Below are 26,922 nucleotides of genomic sequence, written 5' to 3' on the forward strand. Positions count from 1 at the left end.
GGCGCGACGCCCTTACTTCACCGCCAGGGTATCGATAATCCGCTGCACCAGCGCCTGGTGCACTTCCGGCGTTTTGGCCGGCGACAGCATTTGCAGCGTCACCACCCGCTTGTTGAACACCGTCAGCACCAGCGTGGACACCACCTTCTGCCCGTTGACGGTCTGCTCGGTATCCACCCGGCGAAACTTCTGTTTGCCGACGGTGAAGTTCTCTTCTTTGGTGGTCTGGATATTCTGATAGCGTTCGGCCAGCACCGTGATGGCGCTCTGCGCCAGCTCTTTCAGCATTTTGTCGCTGGTGTTGAGCTTCATGTCGTCCGGCGGGATCACCTCGGACGAAACCGCGCTCTGGCGCGACTTGCCGTCGAGGAAGCGCTGAATGGTGGAGGTGCTGTCGTTGATGATGCCGCTGTTCAGCGTCTGATCGCTAAAGCCCGGCGGCAGCTCGAAGGTGATTTTGCCCTTCTGCAGCGACACGTTCAGCCCCGGCGGTGCGGCTGGGGTTTCTACCGGCGCAGGCGGCGGCGGTGGCGCGGGCTGCGTCACGGTCGGCTTGGTGTCCGGTGGCGGCACCGCCGGTTTGGTGTCGTCTTTGTTGTCGCAGGCCGCCAGCCCCATCGCCAGCACGGCGACCGCGGTCAGTTTTGCCAGGGTGTTTAACATCATGGTTCCTTTCGCTTGGCGCGTCATGGCCTAAACGTAGCAACTCGACCGGGCGAATGCCAGAAGCCCGTTCTGAAATTGCTGGTCCGGCCCCGCGCGAACGGGGCCGGGCGATTACTCCGCCGGGAACAGGAACGGATTGATGCTGCTGCGGCCGAAGCCTTCCTCTTCCATGCGGGCGTCAAGCACCAGCGAAGCCAGATCGTCGGCCACCGCTTCGACCTGCGGGTCTTTTTCCTGATAGAGGATCTTCAGGTAAGTGCCGCAGTCACCGCAGCTCTCCGCCTTCACCGCCGCCTGCTCGCTGTCCAGCGACCAGTAGTTGAGATCGCGGGTCTGCTCGCAGTTGCTGCACTTCACCCGCACCACGTGCCATTCGCTTTCGCACAGGTTGCAGTGCAGGTAGCGCAGGCCGTTGACGGTGCCGATGTGCACCATGCTGGAGACCGGGATGCTGCCGCACACCGGGCAGAACTGGCGCTGCTCGCCGTATTCGGCGCGCGCCTTGCCGGGGATCAGGCTGGCCATCTGCGCCCAATAGAGCGACAGCGCGGCCCAGAGGAACGGCGCCTTCTCGCTGCCCACCTTGCCAAACTCGCGGTTGAGCAAGGCGTCGGCCATCAGCTCCAGCTCGTGCACCGAGGCTTTCTCCAGGTTGTCCAGCACCGCCAGGATATGCTCCGGCGCCTGCGGGCGCAGCTCGGCGATCAGCGACGTCAGCAGCTTGCGCCAGTGCTCGCTGCGCGGGAACACGCTCAGATCGAGCGGCGGTTTGCCGCTGGCGGCGCCCTGCGCCAGTGCTTCGCTCAGATCGAGCGCCAGCGGGTTATCGTGCAGCGCATGCTGCTGCGCCTGTGCCAGCTCAGCGGCGAAGTTCAGATAGTCGCCCAGCGGATTGTCGACCGCCAGCTGACGCAGACGATCGGCGCGGCGGCTGTACAGGCTTTTCAGGTTGGCGAAAAGTAACGGCGGGATGTTCTCCGCCGTTGTGGACTTCTCACGCTGTGCCCCTAACTGCTCTTTAGGAACGATGCGGATACTCATCAGGGTTTATCTTCCTGTCGTTTCTCGCGGACCTCACGGTACCAGCGCGGATGATGTTTCTTGGCCCAGGCCGCCGGCACCCAGCCTTCCACCATCGCGGTAATGGTGCCTTTTACCCACAATGCGGCGTAAATGTGCACCATAATCACGATAATCAGGCCGACCGCGGCCAGCGAATGCACCAGCAGCGCGATGCGGATCAGCGGGATGGAGAACGACGGCGCAAAATACGGCCGCCAGATCACCACGCCGCTGGCCAGCAGCAGCACCAGGCTGATAATCGCCGCCCAGAACACGCACTTCTGGCCGAAATTATAGCGCCCGGTGTCACCCACTTCCTCGTTCATGGCGATTTTGTGGATGTTCTTGGCCCAGACGATATCTTCCCGGTTGATCAGGTTATGCTTCCAATAGCGCAGGAACATCAGCAGGAACGCGGCAAACATGATCACCCCGACAAACGGGTGCAGAATGCGCGCCAGCTGCGGCGTCCCGAAGATGTTCATCAGCCAGTTGAAGGAGGGGAAGAAGAACCCCAGCCCGCTGATGGCGGCGAACACGAAGCAAAACGCCACGATCCAGTGGTTGATGCGCTCCGGTGCGCTGTAACGCTGAATGGGCTTTTCCTTTCTCATTTGCGCGTCTCCTCGTCATGCGACTCGTCGTGCTCGTCCTCATCGTCGACGCGGTTAGGCCCGACGCCGACATAGTGGAACACGCTGGCCGCGAAGGTGGCGGCAAAACCGATGGCCGCCAGGGGTTTCCACACGCCCTTCCAGAAGGTCACCGCCGGGCTGATGCTCGGGTTGTCCGGCAAACCGTGATACAGCTGCGGTTTGTCGGCGTGGTGCAACACGTACATCACGTGCGTGCCGCCCACCCCTGCCGGATCGTACAGACCGGCGTTCTGGTAGCCGCGGGTGTTCAGCTCGCTGACGCGATCCGCCGCCACCTGCTTCATCGCTTCCTTGGTGCCGAAGTGAATGGCGCCGGTCGGGCAGGTTTTCACGCAGGCCGGTTCCTGGCCGACGTCCACGCGGTCGACGCACAGGGTGCACTTGTACACCCGGTTGTCGTCCTTGTTCATGCACGGTACGTCGAACGGGCAGCCGGCGATGCAGTAACCGCAGCCGATGCAGTGCTCGGACTGGAAGTCGACGATGCCGTTGGCGTACTGAATGATCGCGCCTTCCGACGGGCAGGCCTTCAGGCAGCCCGGATCGGCGCAGTGCATGCAGCCATCCTTGCGGATCAGCCATTCCAGCTTGCCGTTTTCCTCCACCTCGGAGAAGCGCATCACCGTCCACGACTTGGCGGTCAGATCGGCGGGGTTATCGTACACCCCGACGTTGTGCCCCACCTCGTCGCGGATGTCGTTCCATTCGGAACAGGCCACCTGACAGGCCTTGCAGCCGATACAGGTGGTGACATCGATCAGTTTGGCCACTTCTTCCTGGTGGTCACGGGCGCGCGGCGCCGGCGTGAAACCATTGGTGGCGGATTTACGAATGATGTCTTGAGATTGCATGGCCATGATTCGTCTCCGTTACACCTTTTCCACGTTGACCAGGAACGCCTTGAACTCCGGCGTTTGCGTATTGGCGTCGCCGACGAACGGCGTCAGCGTGTTGGCGATAAAGCCTTTCTTCGCCACCCCTTCGTAACCCCAGTGGATCGGGATGCCGATGGTGTCGACTTCCTGGCCGTGCACCTGCAGCGTGCGAATACGCTTGGTCACCACCGCCTTGGCCTTGATGTAGCCGCGGTTGGAGCTGACCTTCACGGTATCGCCCTGCTTGATGCCCTTCTTCTCCGCCAGCTTTTCGCCGATCTCCACGAACTGCTCCGGCTGCGCGATGGCGTTCAGCCGCGCGTGCTTGGTCCAGTAGTGGAAGTGCTCGGTCAGACGATAGGTGGTGCCGACGTACGGGAACTTGTCGGATTTGCCCATCGCCGCCAGATCGTCCTTGAACACGCGCGCCGCCGGGTTGGACACCACGTTCGGGTGCAGCGGGTTGGTGCCGAGCGGCGTTTCGAACGGCTCGTAGTGTTCAGGGAACGGCCCTTCCGCCATCTTGTCGGTGGCAAACAGGCGGCCCATGCCTTCCGGCTGCATGATGAACGGCCCGACGTCGCTGCCCGGCGCGGCGGTGCTGTAGTCCGGGATATCGGCCCCGACCCACTTGGCGCCGTCCCACTCCAGCAGTTGGCGTTTCGGATCCCACGGTTTCCCCTGCGGGTCCGCCGAGGCGCGGTTGTACAGAATGCGGCGGTTGAGCGGCCATGCCCAGGCCCAGCCCAGCGTATTGCCGAGGCCGGACGGATCGGCGTTGTCGCGCCGCGCCATCTGGTTGCCGGCCGGCGTCCAGCTGCCGGCGAAGATCCAGCAACCGCTGGCGGTGGTGCCGTCGTCGCGCAGCTGCGCAAACGAGCTGAGCAACTCGCCTTTTTTCACCAGCACTTTGCCGTCGGCATCCAGCAGATCCGCCAGCGCCTTGCCGTTGTTCTCCTGCGCTACCTCTTCCGGCGCCGGGTTGTCCGGCGTCAGGTAGTCCCAGGTCATGTTCAGCACCTGTTCAGGCACCGCACCGCCGTCGCGCGCATACATCTCGCGCAGGCGACTGAAGATGCCCGCCAGGATCTCGCCGTCGTTCAGCGCTTCGCCCGGGGCGTCCGCGCCTTTCCAGTGCCACTGCAGCCAGCGGCCGGAGTTGACGATCGAACCGTTCTCTTCGGCGAAGCAGGTGGACGGCAGGCGGAACACTTCGGTCTGGATCTGCGAAGGATCCACCTCGTTGAACTCGCCGTGGTTCTGCCAGAAGTTGGAGGTCTCGGTGTTCAACGGATCGATGGTCACCAGGAACTTCAGCTTGGACAGCGAAGCCACTACCTTGTTTTTGTTCGGGAACGACGCCACCGGGTTAAATCCTTGGCAGAAGTAGCCGTTGACCTTGCCCTGCGCCATCATCTCGAAGTACTGCAGCACGTCGTAGCCTTTGTCCCACTTCGGCAACCAGTCAAAGCCCCAGCTGTTGTCCTTCTGCGCCTTGTCGCCGTAGAAGGTCTTCATCATGCTGACGAAGAATTTCGGGTAGTTGCCCCAGTAGTTCACCTGGCCCGGCAGCAGCGCCTTCGGCGTGTTGGCCTTCAGGTAGGTGTCGAGATCGGTCTGTTTCTCCGACGGCAGCGTCATGTAGCCCGGCAGGCTCTGCGACAGCAGGCCGAGATCGGTCAGACCCTGGATGTTGGAGTGGCCGCGCAGCGCGTTGACGCCGCCGCCCGCCATGCCCATGTTGCCGAGCAGCAGCTGGATCATCGCCATGGTACGGATGTTCTGCGCGCCGACCGAGTGCTGAGTCCAGCCCAGGGCGTACAGGAACGAAGCGGTTTTATCCGCGACGCAGGTTTCGGCGATGTATTCGCACACCTTGAGGAAATCGTCCTTCGGCGTGCCGCAGATGTTGGTCACCACGTCAGGCGTGTAGCGGCTCACGTGCTGCTTCAGCATGTTCCACACGCAGCGCGGATCCTGCAGCGTGACGTCGCGCTTGGCGAAGCCGTTCTCGTCGAACTGGTAGTTCCAAGTGGTTTTGTCGTACTTGCGGTTTTCCGCGTCGTAGCCGCTGAACAAGCCGTCTTCGAAGGCAAAGTCTTCCCGCACCAGCAGGCTGGCGTTGGTGTAGGCCTCGACGTACTCGCGGTTAAACTTGTTGTTGGTCATCAGATACAGCAACACGCCCGACAGGAAAGCGATGTCGGTCCCGGAGCGGATCGGCGTGTAGAAGTCCGCCACCGATGCGGTTCGGGTAAAGCGCGGATCGATCACGATCAGCTTGGCATTGTTGTGTATTTTGGCTTCCATCGCCCAGCGGAACCCCACCGGATGCGCTTCCGCCGCATTACCGCCCATGACGATAATCAAATTCGCGTTCTTGATATCAACCCAGTGGTTGGTCATCGCACCGCGACCAAATGTTGGAGCAAGACTTGCTACCGTTGGTCCGTGTCAGACACGCGCCTGGTTGTCTACGGCAAGCATGCCGAGAGCGCGACTAAATTTTTGCGACAGAAAACCGGTTTCGTTGCTGGCGGCCGAGGCGCACAGCATGCCGGTGGTCAGCCAACGGTTGACGGTAACGCCCTGGTCGTTGGTTTTGATGAAGTTGGCATCGCGGTCTTCTTTCACCAGCTTGGCGATGCGGGTAAAGGCGTCGTCCCAGCTGATGCGTTGCCATTTGTCCGACCCCGGTGCCCGGTATTCCGGGTACTTGAGGCGGCTTTCGCTGTGGATGAAGTCAACCAGGCCGGCGCCTTTCGGGCAAAGCGCGCCGCGGTTTACCGGGTGATCCGGATCCCCTTCGATATGGAAAATGCTTTCTTTGGCGTTCTTGGCGCCATCACCAAGGCTGTACATCAACAGCCCACAGCCGACGGAACAATACGTACAGGTATTACGGGTCTCACGGGCGCGCAGCAGTTTGTACTGCCGGGTTTCCGCCAACGCCACTTCGGGGGCAAAGCCCAGCGCGGCCACCGTCGTTCCTGCCATACCGCCAGCGCAGATCTTAAAGAACTGCCTTCTGCTGACCTGCATGGGGGTCTCCTTTACTCTCGATTGTCACATTGTTCAAATGCGCCTGCCCCGCTAGCGCGGCAAACGCGAATGTCACTGTTGTTATGCTTGCTACGAACGCCGGCCATATTACCACAGCGTGCTTGTGGTTGTTACACACTCGTGCTCATTCAGTGAACGCATTGGCACATTTCGATACATTTCGACCTTGGCGCTCCCTACAGTATAGAGAGTAACCAACGTGCCGGGGCGATGGCTTGACGCGGCCACCCGCCGCCCTCTTCTATCAGTATGTTAGCGCATCGATTTGTACATTAACCACACACTTCACAGGGCATTGATAATCATTTTCAATATCATTTAATTAACTATAATGATCCGACTGCTTACGCGGTGCTCGCCCTTTGCGCCGCCCATACACCACTGGAGATGATGATTATGAGTTATTCACTGCCATCCCTGCCGTACGCTTACGACGCACTGGAACCGCATTTCGACAAGCAGACGATGGAAATCCATCACACCAAACACCACCAGACCTACGTCAACAACGCCAACACCGTGCTGGAAGCCTACCCTGAGCTGGCCAAATACAGCGTTGAAGAGCTGATCCAGGATCTGGATAAAGTGCCTGCCGACAAACGCACCTTCATGCGCAACAACGCCGGCGGCCACGCCAACCACAGCTTCTTCTGGAAAAACCTGAAAACCGGCACCACGCTGGGCGGCGATCTGAAAGCGGCCATCGAGCGCGATTTCGGCAGCGTTGAGAAATTCCAGGAAGAGTTCGAGAAAGCCGCAGCCACCCGCTTCGGTTCCGGTTGGGCCTGGCTGGTGCTGAAAGACGGCAAACTGGCCGTGGTGTCTACCGCTAACCAGGACAGCCCGCTGATGGGCGAAGCCGTCGCCGGCGCTTCCGGTTTCCCAATCATCGGCCTGGACGTGTGGGAACACGCTTACTACCTGAAATACCAGAACAAACGCCCTGACTACATCAAGGCGTTCTGGAACGTGGTCAACTGGGACGAAGCCGCCGCACGCTTCGCCGCGAAGAAGTAATTCGCCCCCGTTGATGAAGATGCCCGCCACCGGCGGGTATTTTTTTGCCTGAAATCCGCTAAAGTTTGACCACTTCTTGCCGATGGTTTGTTCAATTGACGTTCGCCCGGAGAAGGAAAAACGCTATGGCGGCATTGCAAGCATTGGCAGGAAAGTTCACTCATCTCACCGTAGGTAAAAAGCTCGGTCTCGGCTTCGCGCTGTTGCTGCTGTTGGCGGTCGTCATCGCCGGCACCGGGGCGCAATATCTGCATATCATCGAATCCCGCGCCGATCGCATCGACTTCAGCAACCGGCTGAACGAGGAGATCAACCAGGCCAAATACAACCGCGCCATGTACGGCCAGACCTACCGGTCGGAGTATCTGCAGAACAACCGCGCCAATATTGAAAACGCCGTCAAACTGATAGACCAGGGGCAGGCGCTGGACTGGGATGCCCAAAGCCGCAAGGATCTGCAGCGCCTGGTGACGCTGATCGGAGAATATCAGCAGCAGCAAAAAGTCTTTGAGCAGGCGGTCACGGCGAAAGACGCGGTGCGCCAAAGCTGGAACATGTCGGAAGTGCAAGCCAGCCTGAGCCAGGTGGAGCGCCAGCTGACCAACGGCGATCTGCAGCTGGCCTTCATTCAGCTGAACCAGAAGCTGACCCAGGTGCGCTACGGCGCGCGCGGCCTGCTGCTGAGCCTGAACAAGGAAACCGAAGCGCCGCTGATGGCGGCCATTGACGATGCGCGTGACGCGGCCAATGCCCTGAGCCGCCGGGTCAGCGACGCGCAACGCCCACAGCTGCAACCGCTGCTGGCCGCGCTGGACGATTACAAAAACCGCATCGCGGCCTACCTGCCGGCCTATGAGCATGAGCAGCAGATCAGCCGGCAGCTCGGCGAACGCGCGCAAGCGATCGGCACGCTGGTGAACGCCTTTATGCAGGACGAGCTGGTACAGACGCGCAACAACATCAATCTGGCGCAGCTGCAAATGGGCATCACCACGCTGATCGCCATCATCGCCGGGGTGCTTATCGCCTGGCGCATCACGCTGCAGATCACCCGTCCGCTGCACAGCACGCTGGCCATGGCGGAACGCATCGCCAGCGGCGACCTGCGCCAGGCACAGACCAGCACCCGCCGCGACGAGCTGGGGCAACTGCTGAACGCGGTGGCGGCGATGAGCCAAAACCTGCGCACCATGATTGAGAAGATTCAGATGGGAGTCAGCCAGGTCTCCACCGCCTCTGCGGAAATCGCCGCCGGCAACACCGATCTCTCCTCCCGCACCGAACAGCAGGCGGCGGCGGTCGAAGAAACCGCGGCCAGCATGGAACAGCTGACCGCCACGGTGAAACAGAACGCCGACAACGCCCATCACGCCAATCAGCTGGCCACCGACGCTTCGCAGACCGCGCAACAGGGCGGCAAGCTGGTGGAAAACGTGGTCAGCACCATGCGCGATATCTCCAGCAGTTCGCAGCGTATCGCCGAAATTACTACCCTGATCAACGGCATTGCCTTCCAGACCAACATCCTGGCGCTCAACGCCGCGGTGGAAGCGGCGCGCGCCGGCGAACAGGGACGCGGCTTCTCGGTGGTCGCCAGCGAAGTGCGCAGCCTGGCGAGCCGCAGCGCCCAGGCGGCCAAGGAGATCGAAGGGCTGATCGCCGAGTCGGTCAGCCGGGTGAAAACCGGCACCGAACTGGTGGAAAGCACCGGCAACACCATGGAACAGATCGTCCGTTCGGTCACCCACGTGCGCGACATCATGGCCGAGATCGCCGCCGCCTCCGATGAGCAGACGCGCGGCATCGCCCAGATTGGCCAGGCGATCGTCGAAATGGACCACACCACCCAGCAGAACGCCGCGCTGGTGGAAGAGTCCGCCGCCGCCGCCGATTCGCTGGAAGAACAGGCCGACATGCTGCTGCAGAGCGTCTCGGTGTTCCGTTTGGCGGAGCAGACCGAACCCGCCGCCGTGAAAGCCGCCGCGCCGAAAGCGCCGGCGGTAAAACCCGCGGCCGCCAACGCCGCAGCGGAAGAGAACTGGACCACCTTCTGACGCCCCGCCGCCCGCCCGATGACTTTCGGGCGGGTTGTTATGTCCCCCCGGCACAACTCAGGCTATGCTGAGCCCTCGACGCGAGACACGGAGGCGCACATGCATCACCCAGACGTTTACATCGGCAATATTCAATCCTATGAGGGCGGGCGCCCCAGCGCCATCGCCAAACGCCAGGTGGATGGCGCCATCCGGCTCACGCCGCTCGGCCTGGAAGGCGACGAGCAAGCCGAGAAAAGCTACCACGGCGGGCCGGATCGCGCGCTGTGCCACTACCCGCGCGAACATTATGCCCACTGGCGCGAACAGTTTCCGGCGCAGGCCGAGCAGTTTTGCGCCCCGGCCTTCGGCGAGAATATCTCCACCGAAGGACTGACCGAACACAATGTGTTTATGGGCGACATCTTCCGCTGGGGCGAAGCGCTGATCCAGGTCACCCAGCCGCGCTCGCCGTGCTTCAAGCTCAACTACCACTTCGCCATCGAGGCTATTTCGGTGCTGATGCAGCAAAGCGGCCGCTGCGGCTGGCTGTATCGGGTGGTCTCGCCGGGTGCGGTCAGCGGCGATCGTCCGCTGGAGCTGGCGGCGCGCAGCAGCGACGTGTCGGTCGCCGAAGCCATCGCCATCGCCTGGCATATGCCGTTCGACGCGGAACAATATCGCCGCCTGTTGGCGGTCGCCGGCCTCTCCGCCAGCTGGAGCAAGACCATGCTCACGCGGCTCGCCGAAGGGCGCCTCGAGGACTTCAACCGCCGCCTGCTCGGCCGTTGAAATCGCGGGCGGAAAAGATGAAAAACGTGCGCCGAATGCCGCGTTAACCCTCTTCTTCCGCCTATACTGTAGCCGCGTGTTTTTTCAGCCAGGAGCCAGGTATATGACCACCCCGACCCATTCGATTCATCATGCCGCCGCCGAGGGCTATCAGGCCAACGCCGATCGCTATGTAAAAGGCCGGCCGGATTACCCGCCGGAAATCGCCGCCTGGCTGCGTGAGTCTATCGGCCTGCACGCCGGCATGACGGTCATCGATCTCGGCGCCGGTACCGGCAAGTTCACTCCGCGCCTGCTGGAAACCGGCGCGCAGGTGATCGCCGTCGAACCGGTGCCGCAGATGCTGGAAAAACTGTCGGCGGCGCTGCCGCAGGTGAAAACGCTGGCGGGCACCGCCGACGCGATCCCGCTACCGGATGAGTCGGTCGATGCCGTGGTGTGCGCCCAGTCCTTCCACTGGTTCGCCACGCCGCAGGCACTGGCGGAAATCCAGCGTATTCTCAAGCCCGGCGGCAAACTCGGTCTGGTGTGGAACATGCGCGATGCGCGCGTCGGTTGGGTGCGTAAACTGAATCAGATCGTCGATAGCCACGAAGGCGATGCGCCGCGTTTCTATACCGGCGAATGGCGCAAATTCTTCCCGTTCAAAGGCTTTGAACCGCTGCAGGAGCAGGTGTTTATGCTGGGCCACCGCGGTGCGGTGGAGGACGTGATCTACAACCGGGTGCGTTCAACCAGCTTTATCGCCGCACTGCCGCAGCCGCAACAGGAGCAGGTTATCGATCGGTTGCGCCAACTGGTGGCGGAAGAAGAGGAGTTACAGGGCCAGGACACGGTAACCGTGCCCTATCAGACCAAGGCGTATTTCACCACCAAGGTCTGACGCCCGGGGGTTCAGAACGCTTTCTTGGCGTAACCGGTGACCGCTTTCAAGCCCATCTCGCGGCCCAGCGCGGTCATCGGGTGCACCACGATCAGCCCGCGTGCGCTTTTCTTCAGCGCGCCCATATCGGCCTGCTCTTTCTTGGTGATCTCGCGGCTGAACGGCAGCTTGCTCAGCTTCTGCGCTTCGGCGCTCAGCTTCTCGCCACGCACGTCTTTCAGGCGCTCGATCTCCGTCGCCAGTTTCTCTTTTTCTTTGGTGTGCTGCGCGATCAACTCAGGGTTGCCCTGTTGGATCACGGTCGCGTCTTTGTGGTTCAAGGCGTCCAGCAGGTCGCTCAGGCGCTTGATCTCTGCCTTTTCTTTCTCTTTCATGGTTTCTGGCCCGTTGTGCCCAAAATGGCACGCTAATCAATGATACCGGCATTGTAGCAAAAGGCGCGCGCCGTTACCCGTCCTGCGCAATGCCGGGCGGCAGGCCGCTCATCTCGCAGGCCCTGGCGCCGAGCCGGGCCAACGCCTGGGTGTAGCGCGCGTTGAATGGGTAGCAGCAGGAGAGCCGCAGCGCGTTGCGGTAACGCCCGCTGGGCGAATACAGGGTGCCCGGCGTCAAACAAATCTGCTCCTCCAGCAGCTGATGGAACAGCGCCACGCTGTCCACGCCGGGGGGAAATTCAACCCAAAACACGAAGCCGCCCGCCGGCTGCGTGGCCAGCGTGCCGCGCGGGAAATGCCGGGCGATCAGCGCCCGCGCCTCGTCGACCTGGGCCGCATAGCGCTTGCGCAGGTTGCGCAAATGGTGATCGTAGCCACCGCTCTCGAGGAAGGTCGCCAGCGTTTCCGACAGCAGCTGCGATTCGGACATCGACGACACCGCCTTCAGCTTGCGCAACGCCTCGTGGAAACGGCCACCGCAGATCCAGCCGACGCGAAAATCCGGTGCCAGCGTTTTGGTAAAGCTGGAGCAAAACAGCACCCAGCCGTCGCGATCGAACGCCTTCACCGCCGGCGACAGCGCGCCACCGAACTGGATCTCGGCATACAGCCCGTCTTCAATCAACGGCACCTGATGATCGTTCATCAGCCGCGCCAGCCGCTTTTTCGCCGCCAGCGGCATGGTGCAGCCCAACGGGTTTTGCACCGTCGGCATGGCGATCACCGCGTTCAGCCGCTTCTCGTTCAATAGCAGCTCCAGTGCGTCCAGCGACAGCCCCAGCTGCGGATCGGTGGGGATTTCCAGCGCTTTCAGCCCCAGGCTGGCCAGCAGCGGCAGCAGATAGAAATAGGTTGGCGACTCCAGCCCGACGCAGTCACCCGGTTTGGTGGTGACGCGCAGCGCCAGCTGCAGCGCCTCCATGCAGCCATGGGTCAGCACCACGTCGCCCGGCTCCAGCAGCATGCCCAGCGTCATCGAGCGGCGGGCGATCTGCTGGCGCAGCCGCAGGCTGCCGGGCGGCAACGGATACTGCCCGATCAGATCCGGCTGGCGGCGCAGCTGAGAAGACAACATACGCCCCAGCTTGCCGCCGGGATAGAAGTCGCTGGTCTGCGGGCAAGCCAGCGCAATGTTAGTGAAGGCCGGATTCTGCTGGGCGGCGAATACCGTATCGATCAGCGCCAGCACGTCGTCCGACGGCGGTTCGATGCGCCCGCTGGGCGCCGAGGCCATCTTCAGCGCCGGCAGCGTGCTGCGGACATAAAACCCAGACTGCGGTCGCGCTTCGATCAGCCCGCGATCCTCCAGCGTGCGGTAAGCCGACACCACGGTATTGATGCTGACGCGATGCGTTTGCGCACAGCGCCGCACCGAAGGCAAGCGGTTACCGGGCAGCAGCGTGCCGCGACGAATGGCCTCGGCCAATGTGTCCGCCAGCTGCAGGTAGCGGGTATCCGGGGTTTCATCGAGCAGGGTCACAGTTTCTCTCCAGGCAATGGGTACAGTTTACATTTTGCACAACTGTAACCATGACAATATACGATTTGTGGTTCTGTCACCATCCCATTGCAGCGATTATGCTGATCCTCTCGTTATCACCGTCATTTTCAAGGAACCTGCCATGCTGGACTCCGCCTTTGTCAGCTACGTCACCGTCATGTCGATCACCCCCGGCCCCAATAATCTGCTGCTGGCCTCGTCGGGCGTCAACTTTGGCCTGCGCCGCACCCTGCCGATGCTGCTTGGCATCTGCGTCGGCTGTGCGGTGCAGCTGGCGATCATTATCCCGCTGCTGGCGCTGGCGCTGAGCTGGGCCGGCGTCATCCGCCTCCCGCTGGCGGTGATCGGCTGCGCCTATCTGCTGTGGCTGTCATGGAAGCTGTTTCAGGCGGCCTCGCCGGACGCCAAAGAGCAGGCGCAGCCGATGAGCCTGCTCAACGGCGCACTGTTTCAGGCGGTCAACCCCAAAGCCTGGCTGATGGTGATCAACGTGGCGATCCTGTTCACCCCGCGCGAAGGCGCCACCTTCGTCCATACGCTGTCGGTCATCGCCGGCTTCGCGCTGCTGAACCTGCCCTGCGTGCTGCTGTGGGCGGTGCTGGGCGACCGGTTGCGCAACGCGCTGCGAGTGACCTGGAAACTGCGCGCCTTCAACGGCGTGATGTCCGGCCTGATGGCCGCCACCGCGCTGTGGTTGTTGTTCGACGAGTGGCGCGCGGCCTTTGCTTAGCCGCGGCCGAGAGGAGAGAGTCGGGAAGGTTGTTTGGCGCCGATGCCGGCGATCAGATCGGTAATGGACAGTACCATGGTGGAGCGCACCATCTGCTGATAGCGCTGGCGCTGCATGGCGATCAGCGCTTCATCCGCTTCGCCCGGCTGCAGGAAAGTCGGCACCGGCGGCAGCGCGGCCACGCAGTGCAGCTCGCCGAACGGCCCGAGGATTTCGTCGTCGACGAAACGGTATTCCGAGCCGTCGTGGTTCAGCTCTTCGCGCATCGCCATCAGCAGTTCGGCGTCTTCATATTCGTGGCGGGAGATCACCCCCAGCCCGTACATCAGCTTCAGGCGCACCGACAGCTCCCCGAGCGGGCCGCTGCCGGACAATAGCGGTTCGACGGCATATTTCACCGCGTAATCGTCCTTGCGGAATACCTGCACCACCAGCACGTTGAGCGCTTCCGCCAGCAGCTCTACCGCTGCGATCAGGAAGCTGCGCACCGTTTTGCCCGCGTTCAGCTTTTCCAGAACCTGGTTTTCAAATGCCTGTGCTTCTTCCATCGTCGCTTTTCGAAAGGCGTGGGGAGGGCCGTCGATGCCGAACTCGGGTTGCAGGAGCGCAGCAAGCTGCGCTCGGGTGTTCATCATCACGATTCTACTTGTGCATGGCGTTATACACAGCAACGGCCTCTTCTACAACCTCGCTTTCCGCCGGCAGGCCGGAAATTTGCGCCAGCGCGGCTTTCGGCCCGAGCGTGTTCAGCAGTTCCGCCAGCTCCAGCGCCTGCGGATCCTGTTCGCTGCGGTAGCTCATGGCGGCGGCGATGCCCTGGATCAGGTTGGCGTGCGGCAGGCCGTATTCCAGCGTACCCAACAGCGGTTTGATCAGGCGATCGCCGGCGCTCAGTTTGCGCAGCGGCTGGCGGCCCACGCGCTCGACGTCGTCGTGCAGATACGGGTTTTCGAAGCGGCCGAGGATTTTGGTGATGTAGGCAGCGTGCTTGTCGGCGTCGAAGCCGTAGCGCTTGATCAGCACCGCGCCGCTCTCTTCCATCGCCCCTTTCACCACGCGGCGGATCGCCGGGTCGAGAATGGCGTCGCGAATGGTTTGCAGCCCGGCCAGTTGGCCGAGGTAGGCGGTGATGGCGTGACCGGTGTTGAGGGTGAACAGCTTGCGTTCGACGAACGCCATCAGGTTGTCGGTCAGCTCCATGCCGGCGATCGCCGGAGGCTGGCCTTTGAACTGGGTCTGATCGACGATCCATTCGCTGAAGGTTTCCACCGTCACTTCCAACGGGTCGTTGCTGTCCGCCGGCGGCACGATGCGGTCGACCGCCGAATCGACGAAGCCGACGTGCTGCTCAACCCATGCCTGCTCGTCCTGCGGCAGCGCGGCGAACACATGCTGTTTCAGCTGGCTGGTGCCGCGCACCATGTTCTCGCAGGCGATAATGTTCAGCGGCTGCGCATTGCCCTGCTGATGGCGCAGCACCAGCCCTTTGGCGATCGTGCCGGCGATTTTGGCGAGAATTTGCGGGCCAACGGCGGTGGTTACCAGATCCGCTTCGGCGATCAGCGCCACCGCCGCCTCGCTGCCGCTGTTGACGGCGCTGACGTTGTTGACGCTCTCCACACGTTCTTGCTCACCCACCACGTGCACCGCGTAGCTTTTACGGCTGTTCAGCAGATCCAGCACCGTTTGATTGACGTCGGCGAAGGTCAGTTCAACCCCGGCGTCCGCCAGCAGCTTGCCGATAAAACCGCGGCCGATGTTCCCTGCGCCAAAATGTAATGCTTTCATAACCCTACCTTCTTAATGTCGAAGGGTGCAGCAAGCTGCACCCTTTAAAATGATTCTGTTATCCGGCTTTTTTGCCGCCGAGCAGGTCCAGCACTTCCTGGACGCTGGTGGTATTCGCCAGCCGCTCAATCACGCTCTCGTCATCCAGCGCGTTGGTCAGGCTGGTGATCACCTGAATATGCTCGTTGTTGCGTGCGGCGATGCCGATCACCAGGAGCGCCACTTCATCCTCTTCATCGCCGAAGCGCACGCCCTGCGGGTACTGGCAGAACACCACGCCGGTGCGCAGCACCCGGTCTTTGGCCTCGATGGTGCCGTGCGGCACGGCGATCGACTCGCCCAGGTAGGTGGAGGTGAGCTTTTCGCGCTCCAGCATCGCCGGCACGTATTCCGCCTCGACATAGCCGCCTTTCACCAGCTGCTCGCCGGCGAAGCGGATCGCCTGCTCTTTGTCACTGGCCTGCAGGTTGAGGAACACGTTGCTCTCGCTCAGCTTGAACAGGTTCGGTTCCCCGGCTTCGAAGCTGTCGTCCAGCGCGCCCAGCACCTTCTGCTGGTTGTCGGTGGTTTTGTTGACCGCCACCAAACGGTCGACCAGATCGCTGTACAGCTTGCTGTCGAGGAAGTTGGTCAGCGAGATGTGCTGGGCCTGCGGCGCGTGGCGCATCGCGCGTTCGGTCAGATCGCGGTGCGTGATCACCAGATCCACATCGTCCGGCAGGCTGTTGATGGCGCTGTTGGTCACCGAGATGTTCTTCAGCCCGGCGTCGGCCACTTTCTTGCGCAGCACCCCGGCGCCCATCGCGCTGGAACCCATGCCCGCATCGCAGGCGACGATGATTTTGCGCACGGTGCTCAGATCGCCGTCGACCGATGCCGACGCCGCGGCGCCGCCTTTGGACTGCGATTTCATCTCTTGCATGCGACGAGTTGCGGCTTCCAGATCGTCATCCTCTTTCACCTTGGAGGTTTTCAGCAGGAAAGCGGACACCACGAAGGAGACGGCAAAGGCTGCGCACACCGCCGCAATATTGGCGAAGTAGGCGCCTTTCGGCGTCATCGCCAGCACCGCCAGGATCGAGCCCGGGGAAGCCGGAGAAACCAGGCCGCCGTTCAGCATCGTCAGGGTGAAGACGCCGGTCATGCCGCCCAGGATCACCGCAAGCAGCAGGCGTGGGTTCATCAGCACGTAAGGGAAGTAGATTTCGTGGATGCCGCCCAGGAAGTGAATGATCGCCGCGCCGCCGGCGGATTGCTTGGCGCTGCCGCGGCCGAAGAACATGTAGGCCATCAGCACGCCCATGCCCGGACCTGGGTTGGCTTCAATCAGGAAGAATACCGACTTACCGGCTTCCGTGGCCTGCTGGATACCCAGCGGCGAGAAGATGCCGTGGTTGATGGCGTTGTTCAGGAACAGGATTTTCGCCGGTTCAACGAAGATGGACGCCAATGGCAGCAGGTTGTTCGTCACCATGACGTGCACGCCCGCCGCCAGCAGCTTGGAGAGCACCTCCACCAGCGGCCCGATGCCCAGGAAGGCCAGGATCGCCAGCAGCATGCCGATAATGCCGGCGGAGAAGTTGTTCACCAGCATTTCAAAACCGCTTTTGATCTTGCCGTCCACCCAGCGGTCGAAGTGCTTGATAGCCCAGCCGCCCAGCGGGCCGGCGATCATCGCGCCGAGGAACATCGGCATGTCGGCGCCGACGATGACGCCCATGGTGGTAATGGCGCCCACGACGCCGCCGCGATCGCCGCCCACCAGCCGCCCGCCGGTATAACCGATCAGCAGCGGCAGCAGATAGGTGATCATCGGGCCGACCAGCTTGGCTAAGGTTTCATTCGGCAGCCAGCCGGTTGGAATGAATAGCGCGGTGATAATCCCCCAGGCGATAAAGGCGCCGATGTTGGGCATCACCATGTTGCTCAGGAAGCGGCCAAAGTTTTGCACTTTAACCTTGATGTCTGGTGAAAACATAAAACACACCCCTATTGTTACGCGCTGACAATAGAGCGCGTGATTATTGTTGTGACGATCCAGCCGTGTTGCCGCTGTATGCGAAACGGACTCTATCACGCTGTTTTTGTCACGCGAACTTCACGGATTTTTTGTGATACAAATCACACACAACACCCCAACAAACCACCCTTTATGGTGACGAAGATCACATTTATGGCGTGTAAAAAAAGCACAGTGAGAAAAAAACCGCCTCAAAACACACAATAAAGTGATATTCGTCACACTTTAAGCCTGATGATTTGTTTTTAAATTGTGATAAACATCACAATTTATTTTTAGCTGCAGCGCCCTATCGCGACGCTCTGTTTGATCTTCCCTGTGAGCACTCATCCCGCCGGGAACTAGCGAAGTGATGAATGAAAGAAAACTACATTGCCGAATGAATGGATTAATTGAAGTGTAGTACAGAAGCCTGCGCAATAAACCAGCAAGCTATTGGAAACGCTGAGGGGAAATAAAACAGGCCGGCAATGCCGGCCTGTTTCGCGCCTGGACGCGTTATTGCGTCACGCTTTGAATGGTCTTCTGCGCATTCATCAGGTTCTGCTGTTTGGCCACCAGATTCGACATCATGGTGTTGTACTGCGCCACCTGCTGCGCGGTGCGGAACTGCACACCGTTGTTGTTGAAGCTGACCTGATTGCCCTGGCTCTGCAGGAAATCGCCGATCTGCACCAGATCCTGCACAAAGCTGGCGGTGGTCGGGATCGCCGGCATCAAGGCGTTGGCCGGTGCGGTGACGATTTTGTCATAGGCCTGGTTGTACACCGCCTTCAGATCGTCAGGCTGTTTCAGCGCCGCGTGGGCAGTATCCGCCTGCGATTTGGCGGACTGGATCTGCTGGCCCAGCAGGTTCAACGCCCCGACCGATTGCTGCAGCGCGTCGCGTTTGTTCAGATAGTCCTGCGCGGTGCGGATCTGGTTAATCTGATCCAGCGCCGGGGTCAGGCTGGCGCCGACCGATTTGGACAACTGCTGCGAAAAACCGACCAAAATCGCGTAATCGCCGGCATAGTTGCCGAACTTCTGCTTCTGATCTTCGCTCAACGTGGGGATATTCGCCCCGCTGCGCATCACGGTATTCTGTAAGTAATCGATAAATGCTTTGCGCTGTTCCGGCTCTTTATCGCCGCAGGCGGTCAATTGCATGACCACCAACAATGCCAATACCGGTGCCAACCAACGCGCGAAACCTCTGCTCTGGATCCCTACCGCCATGTGACATAACTCCTGTTATAAACCTGCTTTTTCATTGGACTCCGCCCCTTTTTGCGCACTCCGTGCGCCTATAAGAATAGATCAACTGGCGGCGTTCCGATACGCGATTCCGTTTGCGATGAGCATTGCCCCGGCCGGATGCGGTTGAAAATCGTGCGCAAAACGCACTGAGGTTCATTGCCGTCGGCGACCGGAGGCTTCAATTTCCCCAAGTCGCCCCCCAAGTCGCCCCCCAAGTCGCCAGGCGACCTTGCCTTCGCACCCAGGAAACGAAAATAAAAAAAGGCACCCGCAGGCGCCTTTTCACAGCAGAGAATCGCTTACTGCAGCACGGAGATATCCGCCACCTGCAGGAACAGTTCGCGCAGCTTGCTCAGCAGCGTCAGGCGGTTTACGCGCACTTCCGCATCGTCCGCCATTACCATCACGTTGTCGAAGAACGCATCCACCGGCTCACGCAGCGCGGCCAGTTCCACCAGCGCTTCCTGGTAGTTGCCCGCCGCGAAGTACGGCTGCAGTTTGTCGCGCAGCACCACCAGGTGAGTCGCCAGCTGGATCTCCGCCGCGTCCTTCAGCACCGAGGCGCGCACGCTGTCGTTCAGCGTTTCGGTAGACTTGGCCAGAATGTTGGAGACGCGTTTGTTGGCCGCAGCCAGCGCCGCCGCCGCTTCCAGCGTACGGAAGTGGGATACCGCCTTGACGCGCGCGTCGAAGTCGGCCGGCTTGGTCGGACGGCGCGCCAGCACCGCCTGAATGGTATCGACCGCGTGGCCTTCTTCCTGATACCAGGCGCGGAAGCGGCCCAGCATGAATTCCACCACCTCGTCGACCACCTTGGCGTTGGTCAGCTTGCTGCCGTACAGGCGCACGGCCTCTTCGGTCAGGGTCTGCAGATCCAGCGGCAGGTTTTTCTCGACGATGATGCGCAGCACGCCCAGCGCGGCACGGCGCAGCGCGAACGGATCTTTATCGCCCTTCGGATGCTGACCGATGCCGAAGATGCCGGCCAGAGTGTCCATCTTGTCGGCGATCGCCAGGGAACAGGCCACCAGCGACTGCGGCAGCGCATCGCCGGCGTAGCGCGGCTGATACTGCTCGTTCAGCGCAACGGCGACGTCTTCCGCCTCACCGTCGTGGCGCGCATAGTGCATGCCCATCACGCCCTGGGTGTCGGTGAATTCGAACACCATGTTGGTCATCAGGTCGCACTTCGACAGCAGGCCCGCACGAGTAGCGTGGTTGACGTCGGCGCCGATCTGGCCGGCAACCCAGCCCGCCAGCGCCTGAATGCGGTCGGTCTTGTCGCGCAGGGTGCCCAGCTGCTGTTGGAACAGCACGGTTTCCAGGCGCGGCAGGTTGTCTTCCAGACGCTTCTTGCGGTCGGTGTTGAAGAAGAACTCGGCGTCGGCCAGACGCGGACGCACCACCTTCTCGTTACCGGAGATGATCTGCTGCGGGTCTTTCGACTCGATGTTGGCCACGAAGATAAAGTTCGGCAGCAGTTTGCCCGCGGCGTCGTACACCGGGAAATACTTCTGGTCGCCCTTCATGGTGTACACCAGCGCTTCCGCCGGCACCGCCAGGAATTTCTCTTCGAATTTGGCGGTCAGCACCACCGGCCATTCCACCAGCGAAGCCACTTCTTCCAGCAGGCTTTCACTCAGATCGGCCTTGCCGCCAATCTTCTGCGCCGCCAGTTCGGCATCGCGTTTGATGAGGGCTTTACGCGCTTCGTAGTCGGCGACCACTTTGCCGCGCTCCAGCAGGATCTGCGGGTATTGGTCGGCATTGTCGAGGGTGAACTCGGCTTCGCCCATGAAGCGGTGGCCGCGCACGGTGCGCGCAGAGTCGATGCCCAGCACGGTGCCTGGGATCAGATCGGCGCCCAGCAGCATCGTGACGGTATGTACCGGACGCACGAACTGCACGTCGGAGTCGCCCCAACGCATCAGTTTCGGGATCGGCAGCTTGCCGAGCGCGGTGCTGACCATGCCGGCCAGCAGTTGTTGCGCCGACTGGCCTTTGACGTGGGCGCGGTACATCAACCACTCGCCCTTGTCGGTCACCAGGCGTTCAGCCTGATCGACGGTGATACCGCAGCCGCGCGCCCAGCCTTCGGCCGCTTTGCTCGGTTTACCTTCGGCGTCGAACGCCTGGGCGATCGCCGGGCCGCGTTTTTCAATTTCGCGATCGGCCTGTGCCGCGCTCAGGTTGGCCACTTTCAGCGCCAGGCGGCGCGGTGCGGCGAACCAGCTCACGTCACCGTGTTCCAGGCCGGCGTTGTCCAGCTCGGCGGTGAAGTTGGCGGCGAAAGATTCCGCCAGGGAACGAAGCGCCTTCGGCGGCAGCTCTTCCGTGCCGATTTCCACCAGGAAAGTCTGTTGAGTCATGGCTGCCTCTTAGTTCTCGTTCTTCTTGTTGCACATCGGGAAGCCCAGCGCTTCGCGGGAAGCGTAGTAGGCTTCGGCAACGGCTTTGGTCAGCGTGCGGATGCGCAGAATGTAGCGTTGACGCTCGGTCACCGAAATCGCCTTGCGCGCGTCCAGCAGGTTGAAGGTATGGCCCGCCTTCAGGATACGTTCGTAGGCCGGCAGCGGCAGCGGCTTTTCCAGCGCCAGCAGCGATTGGGCTTCTTTCTCGTACTGCTCGAAGCAGGAGAACAGGAAGTCGACGTCGGCGTATTCGAAGTTGTAGGTGGACTGCTCCACTTCGTTCTGGTGGAACACGTCGCCGTAGGTGGTAACGCCCAGCGGGCCGTTGCTCCACACCAGATCGTACACGCTGTCCACGCCCTGGATGTACATCGCCAGACGCTCCAGACCGTAGGTGATCTCGCCGGTTACCGGCTTGCACTCCAGGCCGCCGACCTGCTGGAAGTAGGTGAACTGCGTCACTTCCATGCCGTTCAGCCACACTTCCCAACCCAGGCCCCAGGCGCCAAGCGTCGGGTTTTCCCAGTTGTCTTCCACGAAGCGAATGTCGTGGATGGTCGGATCCAGACCCAGCTCTTTCAGCGAGCCCAGGTAGAGTTCCTGAATGTTGTCCGGCGATGGCTTAATCACCACCTGGAACTGGTAGTAGTGCTGCAGACGGTTCGGGTTTTCGCCGTAGCGGCCGTCGGTCGGGCGACGGGATGGCTGCACATAGGCGGTCGCCATCGGCTCCGGCCCCAGTGCGCGCAGGCACGTCATCGGGTGTGAGGTTCCCGCGCCGACTTCCATGTCCAATGGTTGAACGATGGTGCAGCCCTGGCGCGCCCAATAATCCTGCAGTGTCAGGATCAGGCCTTGGAAGGTCTTGGTATCAAACTTTTGCATGTTGAATTCGCACGCGATACAAGTGGATTTAGATGGAATGCGCCAGTATACCCTTTGACCGTAAGATATACAGCCAGAATCCGGCAACAAGTGCGAATCGGGGCGAGAGGCGCTGGATTTTCACACGTCGGCCACAGCGTGAAGACACGGCGATCCGGCCGGCCCCTCGCCATCCACGAGCCTGGCTAAACAGCGTGACGCCGCCACACCCATTAGACTTACTTAACAAAAAAATCACTCACCGCCGTTTAAATAAGCAATTAACTGACCGCTATTTCTCCCCTCGCCGATCAAATTCAGGCTGATTTCCGTGCGTGTATCTTTATATTTGCCACGAGATAAAGTTGCGGCAATGTTATTTTTGTTAATTTTATCAACTAAAAAACTCCCCTTACCGAGAGATAATGTGATCAAGTGCCAGATTATTTCTTATGAACGTCAAAAAATAAGGCGATAACGTGCGGCGGACCGGGGCGCCGGGCATGGAGGGAAGGTCAGGGATGAAATACGGCGCAAACGGGCTACAGAAACAAATTGACAGTTAATCTTTGGTTATACAATAATAAATAAAATTTTCCCTGGTGTTGGCCAAGTGGCTACCTGATCCTTTCATAGGATCAGTTTTTTTTTGTATTTCCGCCAACGTCATTGCGGCCCGTATAATTCACCCCCAGGCCGCCCCCCGCTTAAATCCCTTATCAGACCTTATGGCTTATCCTGCGCCGTTGAGTGCGCCGATGGCCAATTCAAAAACGCGCACTGACGCCGACGTTATACATAAACTGCTCGCCGCTGCTCAGCCCGCCGGTTTGCGAAACGGTGGCGAAGGCCGATACCCTGTCCGTCAACGGCATGTTGGCCCCCAGCGTGACATCCACCCAGTTTTTGTCCTGGCCCGCACTGTCGCGGGTGAACGAGGTTTGCGTCGATTTCAGGCCACCGCCGGCGCGGTAGACGTCGTCGCCGAACTGATGCTGATAACTCACTTCCGCATAAGGGTTAAACACGCCGAATTGCGTATCCAGCCGCCAACCCAGCGCGCCGATCTGCGAGTGATAGGTTTGATCGTTGAAGCGCATGGCGGTGCTGTCATCGCCGTCTTCACCGTAGCCGGAAACGCGGCTGTAATCCCAGGCGAACTGCGCGACCGGCCCGGTGGTCAGGTAAGAGGCGATCGGGAAGTCATAGCCGGCGGTCACGCGCGCGCCCCACTGCTTGCCGGTGGTCGAACCGGTTTCGGTACGCGTCAGCGGCCCCAGCCGCATGCTGCGGCGGATGTCGTCATAATCCATCGTCGCATAGTGCAGATCGGCGTTGACCCAACCGTGCTCGAACAGCGCCAGCGAACTGAAGGCCGACAGCAGCAGCCCGCGCGCCTTGTAATCAAAGCGGCTGGAAGGATGCTGATCGTCGTTGGAACCAGCGATCAACGCACCGATCAACCAGCCGTCGGTCAGCTGATAGTCCACCCCGACGGTCAGGTTGTGGGTGGTGGCGTTGCCGTCCCCCGCCGCCCGATTATCAGCATAGTCGTAGTGCTGGCCGGCGTAACCGCCGAACACGCCCAGCGATCCCTGCGGGTTGTCGCCGTTGCGCAGCTGCTGGAAGCGGCTGTCGAGCGTAGCGCGGCTGTCGCGCGCCATCGCCGCCGTCGCCTGATTCAGCGCCACCACCTGCGCAGGGCCATCCAACACCGCCTGGATATAATCCGCAATCAGCAGGTGCGCCTGCGGGCTGGGGTGGAAGTGATCGGAGAACAGATAGGATTGGCTGGCATCGAAGCCGGGCATATCGGAACGGCAAACCGCCGAGGAAACGCCCGGCGGGCAGGCCATCCCGGCGGTGTTGGCGAAGCCGAACTGTGCCGGATTGGCGATCGCTTCGGCGAACAGCTTGTTGACGTCCACCCGCACGATATTGCCGCTGCCCTGCGCCAGCAGACGGTCTTCACTTTGATTATAGAAATCGGTCAGCTGGGCGGCCTGCGCGCTCAGGCTGTCATACGCCGCGATAAGCTGCGCGGCGATCGCCTGCTGTACCTGAGGAATGGCGCTGCCCTGCTTCGCCGCGGCGGCCAACGCCGCGTGGATCGCCTGCGTGCGTGACGCGTTGTCCGGCGTCGCCACCGAATTGAGCGTGGCATAGGCCGCCTGGATCGCCGCCCCCTGCACCGGCGACAGCGCCTGTTGAATGATCAATTCCATCAGCTGCGGCGTGGAGCCGATGTTCGGCACCGTTGGCACGATCACCGTGCCGGCGCCGGCGTTCAACAGCGAATGCACCTGCGCAGCGGCGGCCGCGGCGCTGTTATAGGCCACGCCGGGCGCGGTAGCGGCATTCAGCGCCGCCGCCGCCAGATCGTTGCCGCCGATCCAATGAATATACAGCCCGTCGCCGTCGGCCTGGCCGTTGACCCGGTTCAGGTAGCGCTGCACCTGATCCTGGGTGTTGTCGACCGGGTTCAAGCCCGGCACCGCCACGGCACCGCCGGCGGCGTAGTTTTCACCGCCGTTGTCCGAAGCCACCAGCGCCGCCCCGATGCGTTGCGCCAACGCTTCGTCGTACAGCAAGTGCTGGTTGCCGTCATAGGTGAACCGGCCGTTGTTGCCGGTATCGCTCAGGCTGTCGCCAAAGACGTACAGTTGATCGTACGCCTGAGCCGGTAGGGTCACACTGCAAAGTAGCGCCACTGCAAGCGCCGCCGGGCGGGGCATGCACGTTATTTTTAGAGGCATGAATCGACTCCTGAGAGCCTGCAAATGAAGGCAATGTCGTTTTTATCGTTGACCGGTTTTCCACCGGCCATGTAGTAACTATTGTCGGCTTTTTCGTCACGTCAAGCGGGCTGATGACAAAACAATCAGAGGCTTGCCAAGTTCGGCGCTTCGAGCGATGATTACTGTTCATAAACACAGCATAAGGACAGTCAGGATGGCAGACGAACGTTGCGGTTGGGTGACGGCCGATCCGTTGTATCTCGAGTATCACGACAAGGAATGGGGCGCGCCCACCACCGACGCGCGCGAGCTGTTTGAAATGCTGTGCCTGGAGGGGCAGCAGGCCGGCCTTTCCTGGATCACCGTCCTGAAAAAGCGCGAGAACTACCGTCGCGCTTTCCATGGTTTCGATCCGCAGCGGGTCGCCGCCATGACCGAGCAGGACGTGGAAACCCTGCTGCAGGACAGCGGCATCATCCGCCACCGCGGCAAAATAGAAGCCATCATCACCAACGCCAAAGCCTACCTGGCGATGGAGGCGGCCGGCGAGAATTTCGTTACCTTCATTTGGGACTTCGTCGGCGGCCGGCCACAGCTCAACCGCTGGCAGGCGCTGAGCCAGGTGCCGGCCAAAACCGAGCAGTCCGACGCCATGTCCAAAGCGTTGAAAAAGCGCGGCTTCAAGTTTATCGGCTCCACTATCTGTTACGCCTTCATGCAGGCCAGCGGGCTGGTGAACGATCATCTCACGGGGTGCATGTGCTACCCAAAGCCACGGTGATCCACCCCTGTGGCCCGGAGGATATCGAACGGCTGATGGCGCTGTGGCTGCCCAGCACCATCGCCGCCCATCCGTTCGTGGCGGAAAAATACTGGCGTGAGAGCGCCGCGCTGGTGCGGGAGAACTACCTGCCGCGCGCGCAAAGCTGGGCCTGCTGGCATAACGACGAGATCGTCGGCTTTATCAGCGTGCTGGACGAGCAGTTCATCGGCGCGCTGTTTGTCGATCGGGCGTTTCACGGCCGCGGCGTCGCCCAGGCGCTGATGACGCACGTGCAGCAGCGCTACCGCCGGCTCAGCCTGGAGGTGTACCAACAGAACCTGCGCGCCTGCGCGTTCTACCACAAGCACGGCTTTCAGATAACGCAGCGCCTGTTCAATGATGAAACCCAGGCCTATACGCTGATCATGAACTGGCCGGCAATCGAAAATTCAAACGGTTACGGTTAAAAAAGGGGCATTCGCACCCTCGCGGCGCGCAATTAGGAATCCGCTGCATGGCGTCGCCCGGCGTTTTGTCGCATAACTCCCCCCGGCACTTCCCCGCGCTCATCATTTGTCACGTTTTTCTCCGGAACTGCCGGCGAGTCAACGCGTCATAGTAGCGCGGTGATGCGGGCCCCACCTGCGTCGCCTATTTTTTGCGCCCCCGTTTTGGGCAGGCGCGTACAGATTTTGATGCCATTAAGGACAAGAACATGAAAAAACGCATTGCAATTATTGCCGGTGCCGTGAGCGTAGCGCTCACGCTGTCGGCCTGTACCACTAACCCATACACCGGCGAATCCGAAGTCGGCAAATCCGGCATCGGCGCAGGCCTCGGGGCCGCACTGGGCGCCGGCGTCGGCGTGCTGTCCTCTTCCAAGAAAGATCGCGGCAAGGGCGCGCTGATCGGCGCGGCGGCCGGTGCGGCACTGGGCGGCGGCGCAGGTTATTACATGGACGTGCAGGAAGCCAAACTGCGCGACAAGATGAAAGGCACCGGCGTCAGCGTCACCCGCCAGGGCGACAACATCGTGCTGAACATGCCGAACAACGTGACCTTCGACAGCAGCAGCGCCACGCTGAAACCGGCGGGCGCCAACACCCTGACCGGCGTCGCCATGGTGCTGAAAGAGTATCCGAAAACCGCGGTCAACGTGGTCGGCTACACCGACAGCACCGGCTCCCGTTCGCTCAACATGAACCTGTCGCAGCAGCGCGCCGACGGCGTAGCCAGCGCGCTGATCACCCAAGGCGTGGCGGCGAACCGTATCCGCGCCACCGGTGCCGGTCCGGACAACCCGATCGCCTCCAACAGCACCGCGGACGGCAAGGCGCAGAACCGCCGCGTGGAGATCACCCTCAGCCCGCTGCAGTAATTCCGTGCG

23 protein-coding genes are annotated in these 26,922 nt (G+C 61.2%); 8 read left to right on the plus strand and 15 right to left on the minus strand.

Annotation, left to right across the window (positions count from 1 at the left end; all coding sequences use genetic code 11):
• Positions 1-12: 12 nt before the first annotated feature.
• The 5 genes from FHU12_RS21935 to fdnG form a co-directional block, all read right to left on the minus strand.
• A complete protein-coding gene (locus FHU12_RS21935) occupies positions 13-663 on the minus strand; it encodes a DcrB/PsbP domain-containing protein (protein ID WP_141973059.1) in 651 nt (216 codons plus the stop codon).
• Between the two features lie 114 nt (positions 664-777).
• Positions 778-1,707: a formate dehydrogenase accessory protein FdhE gene (fdhE, locus tag FHU12_RS21940; protein WP_141971794.1), complete on the minus strand. Its 930-nt coding sequence runs from the start codon at positions 1,705-1,707 to the stop codon at positions 778-780.
• Positions 1,707-2,342 (minus strand): formate dehydrogenase cytochrome b556 subunit, encoded by a 636-nt coding sequence (gene fdoI, locus FHU12_RS21945; protein ID WP_004934017.1) that lies wholly within the window; start codon positions 2,340-2,342, stop codon positions 1,707-1,709. The genes fdhE and fdoI overlap by 1 nt, the downstream gene beginning before the upstream one ends.
• Entirely contained in the window at positions 2,339-3,241 is a 903-nt protein-coding gene (gene fdxH, locus FHU12_RS21950; protein WP_141971796.1) for a formate dehydrogenase subunit beta, read from the minus strand. Before fdxH ends, fdoI begins: the two co-directional genes overlap by 4 nt.
• A gap of 12 nt (positions 3,242-3,253) precedes the next feature.
• Positions 3,254-6,301: a formate dehydrogenase-N subunit alpha gene (fdnG, locus tag FHU12_RS21955; RefSeq protein WP_141971798.1), complete on the minus strand. Its 3,048-nt coding sequence runs from the start codon at positions 6,299-6,301 to the stop codon at positions 3,254-3,256.
• Between the two features lie 417 nt (positions 6,302-6,718).
• Here fdnG and sodA point away from each other — a divergent pair, with 417 nt between their 5' ends.
• The 4 genes from sodA (at position 6,719) to FHU12_RS21975 (ending at position 11,047) form a co-directional block, all read left to right on the plus strand.
• The gene (sodA, locus tag FHU12_RS21960) at positions 6,719-7,339 is read left to right on the plus strand and encodes a superoxide dismutase [Mn] (protein ID WP_004934003.1); all 621 of its coding nucleotides are present in this window, start codon (positions 6,719-6,721) and stop codon (positions 7,337-7,339) included.
• A 125-nt stretch (positions 7,340-7,464) separates the two neighbouring features.
• Positions 7,465-9,393 carry a methyl-accepting chemotaxis protein gene (locus FHU12_RS21965; RefSeq protein ID WP_141971800.1) on the plus strand — a complete coding sequence of 643 codons (1,929 nt, stop codon included), beginning with the start codon at positions 7,465-7,467 and terminating at the stop codon, positions 9,391-9,393.
• 99 nt (positions 9,394-9,492) lie between these two features.
• Positions 9,493-10,164 carry a 6-hydroxyaminopurine reductase gene (gene yiiM / locus FHU12_RS21970; RefSeq protein WP_141971802.1) on the plus strand — a complete coding sequence of 224 codons (672 nt, stop codon included), beginning with the start codon at positions 9,493-9,495 and terminating at the stop codon, positions 10,162-10,164.
• A gap of 103 nt (positions 10,165-10,267) precedes the next feature.
• Positions 10,268-11,047, plus strand: a complete 780-nt coding sequence (locus FHU12_RS21975; RefSeq protein ID WP_141971804.1) for a class I SAM-dependent methyltransferase — start codon at positions 10,268-10,270, stop codon at positions 11,045-11,047.
• 11 nt (positions 11,048-11,058) lie between these two features.
• Here FHU12_RS21975 and FHU12_RS21980 read toward each other — a convergent pair whose 3' ends face one another.
• Both FHU12_RS21980 and FHU12_RS21985 read right to left on the minus strand, forming a co-directional pair.
• Entirely contained in the window at positions 11,059-11,421 is a 363-nt protein-coding gene (locus FHU12_RS21980; RefSeq protein ID WP_025304785.1) for a YibL family ribosome-associated protein, read from the minus strand.
• Positions 11,422-11,494: 73 nt separating this feature from the next.
• Complete coding sequence (locus FHU12_RS21985) at positions 11,495-12,961, minus strand: aminotransferase-like domain-containing protein (RefSeq protein ID WP_141971806.1); 1,467 nt, start codon at positions 12,959-12,961, stop codon at positions 11,495-11,497.
• A gap of 142 nt (positions 12,962-13,103) precedes the next feature.
• On the opposite strand from FHU12_RS21985, the gene FHU12_RS21990 reads away from it, so the two are divergent.
• Complete coding sequence (locus tag FHU12_RS21990; RefSeq protein WP_038875972.1) at positions 13,104-13,712, plus strand: LysE family translocator; 609 nt, start codon at positions 13,104-13,106, stop codon at positions 13,710-13,712.
• Here FHU12_RS21990 and FHU12_RS21995 read toward each other — a convergent pair.
• The 8 genes from FHU12_RS21995 to FHU12_RS22030 all read right to left on the minus strand — a co-directional run bounded on the left by FHU12_RS21995 (position 13,709) and on the right by FHU12_RS22030 (position 24,790).
• Positions 13,709-14,260, minus strand: coding sequence for an MltR family transcriptional regulator (locus tag FHU12_RS21995; protein ID WP_016929575.1), 552 nt, complete (start codon positions 14,258-14,260; stop codon positions 13,709-13,711). The genes FHU12_RS21990 and FHU12_RS21995 overlap by 4 nt on opposite strands.
• A gap of 94 nt (positions 14,261-14,354) precedes the next feature.
• On the minus strand, positions 14,355-15,500 hold the full coding sequence (locus FHU12_RS22000; protein ID WP_141971808.1) for a mannitol-1-phosphate 5-dehydrogenase: 1,146 nt from the start codon (positions 15,498-15,500) through the stop codon (positions 14,355-14,357).
• A 58-nt stretch (positions 15,501-15,558) separates the two neighbouring features.
• Positions 15,559-17,478, minus strand: a complete 1,920-nt coding sequence (locus tag FHU12_RS22005) for a PTS mannitol transporter subunit IICBA (RefSeq protein WP_141971811.1) — start codon at positions 17,476-17,478, stop codon at positions 15,559-15,561.
• 540 nt (positions 17,479-18,018) lie between these two features.
• Positions 18,019-18,738 (minus strand): DUF3053 domain-containing protein, encoded by a 720-nt coding sequence (locus FHU12_RS22010; RefSeq protein ID WP_141971813.1) that lies wholly within the window; start codon positions 18,736-18,738, stop codon positions 18,019-18,021.
• Between the two features lie 320 nt (positions 18,739-19,058).
• Entirely contained in the window at positions 19,059-21,128 is a 2,070-nt protein-coding gene (glyS, locus tag FHU12_RS22015) for a glycine--tRNA ligase subunit beta (RefSeq protein ID WP_141971815.1), read from the minus strand.
• 9 nt (positions 21,129-21,137) lie between these two features.
• On the minus strand, positions 21,138-22,055 hold the full coding sequence (gene glyQ / locus FHU12_RS22020) for a glycine--tRNA ligase subunit alpha (protein ID WP_043140757.1): 918 nt from the start codon (positions 22,053-22,055) through the stop codon (positions 21,138-21,140).
• A gap of 234 nt (positions 22,056-22,289) precedes the next feature.
• Positions 22,290-22,469 (minus strand): hypothetical protein, encoded by a 180-nt coding sequence (locus FHU12_RS22025; protein ID WP_141971817.1) that lies wholly within the window; start codon positions 22,467-22,469, stop codon positions 22,290-22,292.
• 332 nt (positions 22,470-22,801) lie between these two features.
• Positions 22,802-24,790, minus strand: a complete 1,989-nt coding sequence (locus FHU12_RS22030) for an autotransporter outer membrane beta-barrel domain-containing protein (protein ID WP_141971819.1) — start codon at positions 24,788-24,790, stop codon at positions 22,802-22,804.
• A 196-nt stretch (positions 24,791-24,986) separates the two neighbouring features.
• Between FHU12_RS22030 and FHU12_RS22035 the strand changes: the two genes are divergently transcribed.
• The 3 genes from FHU12_RS22035 (at position 24,987) to FHU12_RS22045 (ending at position 26,913) form a co-directional block, all read left to right on the plus strand.
• The gene (locus FHU12_RS22035) at positions 24,987-25,553 is read left to right on the plus strand and encodes a DNA-3-methyladenine glycosylase I (RefSeq protein WP_141971821.1); all 567 of its coding nucleotides are present in this window, start codon (positions 24,987-24,989) and stop codon (positions 25,551-25,553) included.
• Positions 25,550-26,002, plus strand: coding sequence for an N-acetyltransferase (locus FHU12_RS22040; protein ID WP_141973061.1), 453 nt, complete (start codon positions 25,550-25,552; stop codon positions 26,000-26,002). Before FHU12_RS22035 ends, FHU12_RS22040 begins: the two co-directional genes overlap by 4 nt.
• Positions 26,003-26,250: 248 nt before the next feature.
• Positions 26,251-26,913, plus strand: a complete 663-nt coding sequence (locus tag FHU12_RS22045) for an OmpA family lipoprotein (protein ID WP_141971823.1) — start codon at positions 26,251-26,253, stop codon at positions 26,911-26,913.
• Positions 26,914-26,922 lie beyond the last annotated feature (9 nt).

The organism is Serratia marcescens, assembly GCF_006715005.1.
Classification (GTDB): domain Bacteria; phylum Pseudomonadota; class Gammaproteobacteria; order Enterobacterales; family Enterobacteriaceae; genus Serratia; species Serratia montpellierensis.